Consider the following 10309-nt stretch of genomic DNA (forward strand, 5'->3'; position numbering starts at 1 on the left):
GCTCCTCCTACAATCGGCCTCATCATGAGCGCCACACTCGTAGTCAAGGACCTCAGCGCCGGCCACGGCGAACGCACCCTCTTCTCCGGCCTGGACCTGGTCGTCGCCCCCGGCGACGTGATCGGCCTGGTCGGCGTGAACGGCGCCGGCAAGTCGACCCTGCTGCGGCTGCTGGCCGGCCTGGACACCCCCGAGGGCGGCTCGCTGCGGCTGAGCCCGGCGAGCGCCAACGTCGGCCACCTGCCGCAGGAGCCGGAGCGGCGCGAGGGCGAGTCGGTGCGCGACTTCCTGGCCCGCCGCACCGGTGTGGCGGCCGCGCAGGCCGCGCTGGACGAGGCCACCGAGGGCCTGGTCGAGGGCCGGCCGGGCGCCGACGACGCGTACGCCGTCGGCCTGGAGCGGTGGCTGGACCTCGGCGGCGCCGACCTGGAGGAGCGCGCCGAGGAGGTCGCCGACTCGCTCGGGCTGAAGGTCTCGCTGGACCTGCCGATGACCGCCCTGTCCGGCGGCCAGGCCGCCCGGGCCGGCCTCGCCTCGCTGCTGCTCTCCCGCTACGACGTCTTCCTGCTCGACGAGCCCACCAACGACCTCGACCTGGACGGCCTGGACCGGCTGGAGTCCTTCGTCAAGGGCCTGCGCGCGGGCACCGTGCTGATCAGCCACGACCGCGAGTTCCTGGCCCGCACCGTGACCAAGGTGCTGGAGCTGGACCTCCACCAGCAGCAGGTCAACCTGTACGGCGGCGGCTACGAGGCGTACCTGGAGGAGCGGGCGGTGGCCCGCCGGCACGCCCGTGAGGAGTACGACGAGTACGCCGACACCAAGGCCTCGCTGGAGGCCCGGGCCCAGATGCAGCGCAACTGGATGGAGCACGGCGTCCGCAACGCCCGCCGCAAGAGCAGCGACAACGACAAGAACGTCAAGGCGAAGCGCACCGAGTCCACCGAGAAGCAGGCCTCCAAGGCCCGGCAGACCCAGCGGATGATCGAGCGGCTGGACGTGGTCGAGGAGCCGCGCAAGGAGTGGGAGCTGCGGATGGAGATCGCCGCCGCGCCGCGCTCCGGCTCGGTGGTGGCCACCCTGCGCGCGGCCGTCGCCAAGCGCGGCGACTTCGCCTTCGGCCCGGTGGACCTGCAGATCGACTGGGCCGACCGGGTCGCCATCACCGGCGCCAACGGCGCGGGCAAGTCCACGCTGCTGGCCGCCCTGCTCGGCCGGCTCGAACTCGACGGCGGCAGCGCCTCGCTGGGCTCCGGCGTGGTGGTCGGCGAGGTGGACCAGGCGCGCGGCCTGTTCCTCGGCGGCGAGCCGCTGCTGGAGGCCTTCGCGGCCGCCGTACCGGAGCTCGCGCCGGAGGACGTGCGCACCCTGCTGGCCAAGTTCGGCCTCAAGGCGGTGCACGTGCTGCGCCCGGCCGACACCCTCTCCCCCGGTGAGCGCACCCGGGCCGCGCTGGCGCTGCTGCAGGCCCGCGGGGTCAACCTGCTGGTGCTGGACGAGCCCACCAACCACCTGGACCTGCCCGCGATCGAGCAGCTGGAGTCCGCGCTCGGCTCGTACACCGGCACCCTGCTGCTGGTCACCCACGACCGGCGGATGCTGGACACGGTGGCGGTGAACCGGCGGATCGAGGTCCGGGACGGGCGGGTGCACGAGCTGTAGGGGCCGGACCCGGGAGGCCGTCCCGGGGTGGATCGGTCTCCGGCAGGATCGGTCCCCGGCAGGATTGGTCTCTACCTCTTCCCGGAAACCTCCTCCCGGAGGGGCCGTCATGTGCTGTGCTGTGCGCCATGGTTGACAGCACTGACAGCGCCGTGGCGGGGACGTCCCACCCGACCGTCCCGCTCACCCCCATGACGGTGCCCGCCCACGAGGCCGAGGCCCGCAGCAGGTCCTTCCACGACGTGATGGCGCAGCGCCGGACCGTCCGCGACTACTCCACCCGCCCGATCCCGGACGGGGTGGTCGAATGGGCGGTCCGGACCGCCTCCACCGCGCCCAGCGGGGCGCACGTCCAGCCCTGGCGGTTCGTGGTGATCACCGACCCGGAGCGCAAGCGGCGGCTGCGCGAGGCGGCCGAGGCCGAGGAGCGCGAGTTCTACGACCACCGGGCGTCCGAGGAGTGGCTGGCCGCGCTCGCCCCGATCGGCACCGACTGGCGCAAGCCGTTCCTGGAGGACGCGCCGGCCGTGATCGTGGTGTTCGAGGTGCACAAGGGCCCCGACTCGCCGCGCCCGTACTACACCAAGGAGTCGGTGGGGATCGCGGTCGGGCTGCTGCTGGCCACGCTGCACCAGGCGGGCCTGGCCACGCTGACCCACACCCCGAGCCCGATGAAGTTCCTCAACGAGGTGTGCGACCGCCCGGCGGAGGAGCGCGCGGCGTACGTGATCCCGGTCGGCTACCCGGCCGAGGGGGCGCGCGTACCGGACCTGCGGCGCAAGGAGCTCGACGAGGTGATGGTCCGGCTCTGACGCGCCGGGGCGCGGCCGGGCACGCCCGCCACCGGGGGGATATCCGATGGTGACAGGTCCCGGCCAAGGACATAATCGCCGCCATGAGCCAAGCACAGCCACGGCCCTGCGGCCTCGTCCCACCGGTGGTGGAGGCGACCGCCGGGCGACCGCCGGAACGGCTGCGGCTGCCCGGCGGCCTCTGGCTGCGGCGCCGCCGCAGCACCCACACGGCGGCGCTGAACCAGGCCGTCCGCGCCAACCTGGACCACCTGCGGCCCTGGATGGAGTGGGCGGCCGAGGCCCCCTCCCGGGCCCGGACCGCCGAGCTGACCCGGGCCGGCGCGGCCGCCTGGGAGGCCGGCACCGACTTCATGTACCTGGCCGGCCTGGACGCCGAACCCGGCGGCGTGATCGGCGCCTTCGGCCTGCACGGGCGGATCGGCCCGGGCGCGCTGGAGATCGGCTACTGGGTCGCCGCCGGGCACGTCGGCCGGGGCATCGCCACCGCCGCGGCCGGGGCGCTGACCGAGGCCGCGCTGGCCCTGCCCGGGATCACCCGGGTGGAGATCCGCTGCGACCGGGCGAACGGCGCCAGCGCGGCCGTCCCGCGCAAGCTCGGCTACCGGCTGGACCGGGTCGCGGAGGCCGCCGTCCGGGCGCCGGGCGAGACCGGACGGCAGCTGGTGTGGGTGCGGGAGCGCTGACGGCGCGGGTACGGGGGCGCCGCCGCCGTCAGTAGCGCTCGCCGGTCGCCGCCGGCAGCGCGTCCAGCTCGGCCAGGTCCGCCGCCGAGAGCTCGATCCCGGCCGCCCCCACGTTGTCCACCAGGTAGCGCGGCGTCCTGGTGCCCGGGATCGGGAAGACGTACCGGCCCTGCGCCAGCACCCAGGCCAGCGCGACCTGCGCCGGGGTGGCGCCGATCCGCTCGGCGACCGCCCGGACCTTCCCGACCAGCGCCAGGTTGGCCCGCAGCGCGTCGTGCTGGAAGCGCGGCAGCCGGCGGCGGAAGTCGTCGGCGGGCAGCTCCTCGACGGAGGTGATCCCGCCGGTCAGGAAGCCCCGGCCGAGCGGCGAGAACGGCAGGAAGGCGATGCCCTGCTCCTCGGTGTACGGCAGCACCTCGTCCAGCGCGTCCCGGGTCCAGAGCGACAGCTCGGACTGCACCGAGGCCACCGGGTGCACGCTCTGCGCCCGCTTGATCTCCTCGACGCTCGCCTCGGAGAGGCCGATGCTCCGGGCCTTGCCCGCCGCGACGACCTCGGCGAACGCGCCCCAGGTCTCCTCGATCGGGACCTGGGGGTCGACCCGGTGCAGCTGGTACAGGTCGACGTGGTCGGTGCCCAGCCGGCGCAGGCTCTCGTCGATCGAGCGGCGCACGTGCTCGGGCCGGCCGTTGCGCTCCTGCTGGCCCGCGCCGCCCGGCACGATGCCCGCCTTGGTGGCCAGGAAGGCGCGCTCCCGGTACGGGCCGGCCAGCGCGGCGCCGACCACCTCCTCGTTGGTGTACGGGCCGTACATGTCGGCGGTGTCGATCAGGCCGACGCCGAGGTCCAGCGCCTGCCGGATCACCTGGACCGACTTCTCGTCGTCCCGGTCCCGCTCGGTGTAGGCCCAGGTCATGCCCATGCAGCCGAGACCGATGACGCCGATCTCCGGGCCGCCGGTGCCGAACGAGGCGTTGCGCATGGTGGTGCTCCCGTCGTGGTTTCCGCGGTCCCGTGGGGGTCGCCGCGGTGGTTCGCGTGATGGTTCGGGTGGTGGTTCGCGTGGTGGTTCGCGTGGTGGTGCGTGATCAACGCCTTCAGCTTTCACCTTGGAGTGCACTCAAGGTCAAGCCCCTTCGTCCCCGGCCCCGCCGCGACCGCCGCCCGGCGCCGTCTTAACCGTTCCTAAAACCTGTCCCTGACGGTGCGTCCGGGGCCGGGAAGTGCTTGACGTGCACAGCTGGTCTAGTCCAGTTTGATGCTCAGCACCGCGCTCCCCCACCCCGGACCACCCCAGGCCGCCGCCCGCCCCGTGTCTCCCCCCTCGCGGCGCGGGCGGCCTCCACGTCCCGAGAGGCACCCCCATGCCCAGCGCGCCCCAGCACGCCCCCACGCACCGCCGCCCCGCCGGCCGGACCACCCTGCTGAGCCTCGCCGCCGCCACCGCGCTCGCCGCCGGCGGCCTGGCCGTCCTCGCCGGGAACGCCGGCGCCGCCGATGGCAACCTGCTCGCCAACGGCGGGCTGGAGAGCGGCGCGCTCGGCCCGTGGAGCTGTTCGGCCGGCACCGGGAGCGTGGTCAACTCCGGTGCGCACAGCGGGACGTACGCGCTCCAGGGGGCGGTGAGCGCGAGCGACACCGCGCAGTGCGGCCAGACCGTCAGCGTCCAGCCCAACACCACGTACACCCTCAGCGCCTGGGTGCGGGGCCGGTACGTCTACCTCGGCGCCACCGGCAGCGGCGTCACCGACCCGGCCACCTGGACCGCCGGCGGCGCCGACTGGCAGCAGCTGTCCACCGGCTTCACCACCGGGGCGGCCACCACCAGCGTCACCGTGTACCTGCACGGCTGGTACGGGCAGGGCGGCTACCTCGCCGACGACATCGCCCTGACCGGCCCCGGCGGCGGCAACCCGACCACCCCGCCGCCGAGTTCGACCCCGCCGAGTCCGACCGGCACCCCGACCGGCACGCCCACCGGCGGCCCGGGCACCCCGGCGCCGAACGTCGCGCTCCCGGTCGCCCCGTTCATCGACATGGGCGCCTGGCCGACCCCCTCGATGCCCGACCTGGCCAGGGCCGCCGGCCTCAAGGGCTACACGATGGGCTTCGTCACCGGCGTCGGCTGCAAGGCCAGCTGGTTCAACGCCTACGACCCACGCACCGCCTGGGCCAAGGACCAGGTGGACGCGCTGCGCGCGGCCGGCGGCGACGTCAAGGTCTCCTTCGGCGGCGCCGCCGGCACCGAACTCGCCGCCGCCTGCACCACGGTGGACTCGCTGTTCGCCGAGTACGACGCCGTGGTGAGCGCCTACGACCTGCGCTACGTCGACTTCGACATCGAGGGCGCGGCCATCGCCGACACCGCCGCCAACGACCGCCGCTCGGCCGCGCTCGCCAGGCTCCAGCAGGCCCACCCGGGCCTCAGGGTCTCCTTCACCCTGCCCGTCCTGCCCGAGGGCCTGACCTCCGAGGGCGTCGCCATCGTCAAGTCCACCCGGGACGCCGGGGTGACCGTCGACCTGGTCAACATCATGGCGATGGACTACTACCGGAGCGGGACGGACTACGGCAACGCCGCCGTCCAGGCCGCCCAGTCGCTGTTCGGCCAGCTCAAGGCGCTCTACCCGGCGAAGACCGACGCCCAGCTGTGGGCCATGGTCGGCGTCACCCCGATGATCGGCGAGAACGACGACCACCAGGTCTACAACCAGGCCGATGCCCAGCAGTTGGTGGCCTTCGCCCGGCAGAACCACCTCGGGATGCTCTCCTTCTGGGACGCCACCCGGGACGCCAACGCCTGCACCGGCGGCTCGCTGTCCAAGTGCACCAACATCCCGCAGCAGCCGTACGAGTTCGCGAAGATCCTCGGCCAGTACGCGGGCTGAGCCCACGTTCCACCAACCACCGGCCTCGTCTACCGGGAGGCGGGGCCGGTGACGCGCCCCGGGGCGGCTCAGGTGTCGTAGCAGCCGCACCAGGGGGCGTCGAAGCCCAGGCCGTCGGGGTAGAGCTCGAAGTGGACCCGCTCCTCCTCGTCGTCCACCTCGTCCGGTTCGTAGTCCTCGCGCACCAGGCCGAACAGTTCGCCGTCGACGTGCACGGCGAACGGGGCGATCGCGATGTCCCCGTACTCGCGGCCGGGTAGGGCGTCGAGCCACTCCGCCAGCAGCAGCCGGGCCTGCGGCGCCTCGTCGGCCGGGTGTATCCGCGAGTCGAGGTGGCGGCCGGCGGCGTCGAAACGGTGCAGGACCGCGTAGTACCGGCCGGCGCCGAGGCAGAGCGCCGAGGCGAGGAACTGGCCGCCCTGCCAGCGGCCGATGGTGTCGGTGCGGTAGTCGGGCCGGTGGCTGATGGGGATGACCTCGGGAACGTTCACGGTCGCACCGTACGGGTGACCTGTGACAGCACCGCCGGCTCCGCGCGGCCCGGTGTCCTCAGCCGTCGGCCATCACCGTTCCCTGGCCGCGGCCGCGCACCAGGGGCAGGTACACCTCGTCGACGATCTCCACCAGGACGTCGTCCGGCGCGGTCGGCACGCCGCGGGCCATGAACTCGTTGCGCAGCAGCACCATCGCCACCGTCGCCACCCGGGGGTGCAGCGCCTCGGGAGCGGCCTCGCCCCGGGCGACCGCGCGGCCCAGGACGGTGAGCCAGGGCGCGGCCACGGCGTCGCCGGACTGGTCCTGCAGCTGGGCCAGGAACTCCGTGGCGCCGCCGGCCGCGGCCAGCAGCTCGCGCAGTACGGCGCCCAGCGGGGAGCTCCAGTGGCGGTTCGCCTGGCGGAGCAACTCCAGGGCGTCGCCGCGCAGTTCACCGGTGTCGGGGAGCGGGGCGGTCTTCGCGAGCTGCTTGTACGCGGCGATGCCGAGCGCCAGCCGGTTGGGCCAGCGGCGGTAGAGGGCGTTCTTGTTGGTGCCGGCGCGGGCGGCGACCCTGTCCATGGTCAGCCCGGCGTACCCGGCCTCGGTGAGCTCCTCGACCGCGGCACTCAGGATCGCCTCCTCCAGCGCCGCCCCGCGCCGCCGCGTCTGCCCGGCCATGCCCTCGCTCCGCCCACTGCGCCCGCCGATACCGCCCGTACCCTCCCCATCCTTCTTGCCGCGCCGGGCCGTCGGCAACTAGGGTACTAGCCGTACCGTAAATTCTCTCTCGCCGGAAAGGCGGAAGAACGTGCGCACCAAGGGAATCAGCTACGACACCGGATTCATCAGGGACGGGGCGTACTCCCGGGCCTGGTTCGACTCCGAGGCGGTCGAGCGCGAGCTGCGGATCATCCGGGACGACCTGCACTGCACCGCGGTCCGCATCATGGGCGGCGACCCGGAGCGGATCGAGCTCGCCGCCGGCCACGCCGCCGACCTGGGCCTGGAGGTCTGGTTCTCGCCCTACCCGCTGGAACTGACCGCCGACGCGATGCTCAAGCTCTTCACCGACTGCGCCGAGCGCGCCGAGCGACTGCGGCGGCGCGGCGCCGAGGTGGTGTTCGTCACCGGCGCCGAACTCAGCCTGATGAACCCGGGGTTCCTGCCCGGCTCCGACATCGGCGAGCGCCTCGCCCTGCTCGCCCGGCCCGAGCAGGTGCGCGAGCACCTCGGTGCGGTGAGCGGCCGGGTCAACGCGTTCCTCGCCGAGGCGGTGGCCGCCGTCCGGGCCCGCTTCGGCGGGCGCGTCACGTACGCCGCCGTACCGCTGGAGCGCGTCGACTGGGAACCCTTCGACCTGGTCTCCCTCGACCTGTACCGCTCCGCCGAGACCGCCGACCGCTTCGCCGGCGGCGTCCGCGACCTGACCGCCCAGGGCAAGCCGGTCGCCGTCACCGAGTTCGGCTCCGCCACCTTCCGCGGCGCCGGCGACCGGGGTGCGAACGGCCTGGACATCGTCGAGTACGCCGACGGGGGCCCGGTCCGCCTGGACGGCGTCTACGAGCGGGACGAGGCCGGGCAGGCCGCGTACGTCCGGGAACTGCTGGAGGCCTTCGACGCCGGCGGCATCGACGCCGCCTTCGTCTTCACCTTCGCCCTCTACGACCACGTCCACCGCCCGGACGGGGATCCGCGCGACGACCTCGACCTCGCCAGCTACGGCATCGTCAGGACCTACGAGGACCGCGTGGGCACCACCTACCCCGGCCTGCCCTGGGACCCGAAGGAGGCGTTCTCCGCCGTCGCCGAGTACTACCGCGCCCACTGAGCCGCCCACTGCGCCGCGCGGGAGCCGCCTGCGACCCGGCGTCAACGGGCCGGAGCCGGGGCGGGGCGACGGCGGCGGTGGTAGGCCCAGGCCAGGGCGAGGGTGATCGGCCCCCAGAACATCGCCGTCGAGGTGCAGACCCGCCCCAGGAGCAGCCACCAGCCGTTGCTGTAGCCGACCTCCTCCAACACGCCCAGCCAGCCGAGCGGCATCCCGTCGAACAGGGACACCAGGACCAGCCCGCCGAGCACGGCCGGCACGACCGCCGCGAGCGGCGGCACCCGGCGGCCCCGCAGCACGGGCACCCAGCGCGGGAACACCTCGCCCCAACCGCTGACCAGCCCCAGGGTCAGGAGCGTCAGCGCCTCGGTGAGCACGCTCAGACCGATCACGTACGGGGCGGCCCACCAGACGTAGGCCGGGGCCTGCGGGTCGACGGTGCCCATCCGGAAGTCGAACGCGAACGGCAGCCGCCACAGGCAGTGCGGCAGCACGATGAACGGGAGGGCCTTGGCGAGCCGCAGGGCCCACCGGGGAACGGGGCGCTCGGTGTCGCCCACCGGGATGGTCTTCAGCATGCGTCCACGCTCCCGGACGCCGCCCCCGCCGCACGTCCACCGCTCGGCCCGTCCCCCTCCCCCGCGCGAGCCAACCGCCCGTCCGACCAGCGGCGGAGACGGGCCCTACTTCCCCAGACCGAAGGCGGACTTCAGCAGCCCGAGGGCGTACGGGGTCTCGGTGCCCTTCAGCGTGGTCGGGTCGACCGAGTAGACGACCGTGCGGGAGAGGTCGCGGGTGGCGAAGACGCCGCTGGTGGAACCGGGCCGGGAGCCGGTCTTGCCCCAGGCCACGACGCCGCCGGAGGCGAGGCGCACGAGGCCCATGCTCAGGCACGCCGTGTCGTCCGGGCAGTAGCGGTTGCCCGGGGCGACGGGCACCTGGGGGACGGTGAACAGCTCCTCCTGCTGGGCCGGCGGGAGGAGGCGGCCCCGGAACAGGGCGGTCATGAAGCGGTCCAGGTCGGGGGCGCTGGAGACCATGCCGCCCTCGGCCCAGGGCCACGGGCTCTGCTCGGTCACGTCCACCCGGTGCGAGCCGCCGTCCGCGTCGGGGACGGTCAGGTACGGGCGGGTCGCGGGGCGCCGCAGCGCCGGGTCGTCGGCGTCCGGGAGGGAGGTGTCGTGCAGGCCGAGCGGGTCGATGATCCGCCGGCGCAGCTCGTCGGCGTAGCGGTGGCCGGTGACCTTCTCGACGACCAGCCCGGCGACGAAGGTGTTCATGCCGTTGTACTGCTGGGCGGTGCCGGGGTCGAAGGCCAGTGACTGCCCGGCCATCGAGGCGACGATCTCCTCGGGGGTGGGCGCGTCGAGCCGGTGCTCGGCGAACCAGCCGGTGGTGCCGTCGCCCCAGAACGTGTTGTCGCCGGTGGGCAGTCCGCTGGTGTGGTCGAGCAGCTGCCCGACCGTGACCGCCCCGAACTCGGCGGGGAGGTCCGGGAGGTACCGCCGGACGCTGCCGTCGAGGTCGATCCGGCCCTCGGCGGCGAGTTGGAGGACGACGGTGGCGGTGAAGACCTTCGAGATCGACCCGATCCGGAACCTCCCTCGCGGGTCCACGGCCGCCCCGCCCTCCGCCGAGCTGCCCTCGAACCTCCCGCCGGAGCCGGTGACCCGCACGAACCCGGCGGAGACGTCGGCGGCGGGCCGCTGGGCGAGGGCGGCCCGGAGCGCCGCCGGGTCCAGCGGCGGCAGCACGGACGGGCGCGCCGTCGCCGCCGGAATGCCGGAAGCGGTGGCGGCGGTGGCGGCGGTGGCGAGGGCGGGCGTGCCCGCCCCGACCGTCAGCGCGGCCGCCAGGGCGGCGGAGGCGGCCACGACGGCCCAACGGGTGCGGTTCGTGTGCGCGTTCACGTGCGGTCCGGCTCCAGACTGGTCGTCGTCCGGGCCGGCGGTTCCC

10 protein-coding genes are annotated in these 10309 nt (G+C 74.3%); 5 read left to right on the forward strand and 5 right to left on the reverse strand.

Annotated elements, in window-relative coordinates; all coding sequences use genetic code 11:
- Positions 1-24 precede the first annotated feature (24 nt).
- The 3 genes from ACFU6K_RS18810 (at position 25) to ACFU6K_RS18820 (ending at position 3160) form a co-directional block, all read left to right on the forward strand.
- Positions 25-1662: an ABC-F family ATP-binding cassette domain-containing protein gene (locus ACFU6K_RS18810; RefSeq protein WP_380664383.1), complete on the forward strand. Its 1638-nt coding sequence runs from the start codon at positions 25-27 to the stop codon at positions 1660-1662.
- Positions 1663-1790: 128 nt separating this feature from the next.
- Complete coding sequence (locus ACFU6K_RS18815) at positions 1791-2474, forward strand: nitroreductase family protein (protein WP_380664385.1); 684 nt, start codon at positions 1791-1793, stop codon at positions 2472-2474.
- 83 nt (positions 2475-2557) lie between these two features.
- Positions 2558-3160: a GNAT family N-acetyltransferase gene (locus tag ACFU6K_RS18820; protein ID WP_380664387.1), complete on the forward strand. Its 603-nt coding sequence runs from the start codon at positions 2558-2560 to the stop codon at positions 3158-3160.
- A 28-nt stretch (positions 3161-3188) separates the two neighbouring features.
- On the opposite strand, the gene ACFU6K_RS18825 is transcribed toward ACFU6K_RS18820, so the two are convergent.
- Positions 3189-4142, reverse strand: a complete 954-nt coding sequence (locus ACFU6K_RS18825) for an aldo/keto reductase (RefSeq protein WP_380664389.1) — start codon at positions 4140-4142, stop codon at positions 3189-3191.
- A gap of 382 nt (positions 4143-4524) precedes the next feature.
- On the opposite strand from ACFU6K_RS18825, the gene ACFU6K_RS18830 reads away from it, so the two are divergent.
- Positions 4525-6048, forward strand: coding sequence for a carbohydrate binding domain-containing protein (locus ACFU6K_RS18830; protein ID WP_380664391.1), 1524 nt, complete (start codon positions 4525-4527; stop codon positions 6046-6048).
- A gap of 68 nt (positions 6049-6116) precedes the next feature.
- On the opposite strand, the gene ACFU6K_RS18835 is transcribed toward ACFU6K_RS18830, so the two are convergent.
- The gene (locus ACFU6K_RS18835; protein WP_380664393.1) at positions 6117-6539 is read right to left on the reverse strand and encodes a hypothetical protein; all 423 of its coding nucleotides are present in this window, start codon (positions 6537-6539) and stop codon (positions 6117-6119) included.
- Positions 6540-6597: 58 nt separating this feature from the next.
- Complete coding sequence (locus tag ACFU6K_RS18840; RefSeq protein WP_380664395.1) at positions 6598-7203, reverse strand: TetR/AcrR family transcriptional regulator; 606 nt, start codon at positions 7201-7203, stop codon at positions 6598-6600.
- Between the two features lie 130 nt (positions 7204-7333).
- Between ACFU6K_RS18840 and ACFU6K_RS18845 the strand changes: the two genes are divergently transcribed.
- Complete coding sequence (locus ACFU6K_RS18845) at positions 7334-8353, forward strand: hypothetical protein (RefSeq protein ID WP_380664397.1); 1020 nt, start codon at positions 7334-7336, stop codon at positions 8351-8353.
- Positions 8354-8394: 41 nt separating this feature from the next.
- Here the strand turns inward: ACFU6K_RS18845 and ACFU6K_RS18850 are convergent, their stop codons facing one another.
- Complete coding sequence (locus tag ACFU6K_RS18850) at positions 8395-8931, reverse strand: hypothetical protein (RefSeq protein ID WP_380664399.1); 537 nt, start codon at positions 8929-8931, stop codon at positions 8395-8397.
- Between the two features lie 105 nt (positions 8932-9036).
- Positions 9037-10309: serine hydrolase domain-containing protein (locus tag ACFU6K_RS18855; protein ID WP_380664401.1), on the reverse strand; the 1273-nt coding region annotated here is incomplete at its 5' end.

Source organism: Kitasatospora sp. NPDC057512 (genome assembly GCF_042802135.1).
Lineage (GTDB): Bacteria > Actinomycetota > Actinomycetes > Streptomycetales > Streptomycetaceae > Kitasatospora.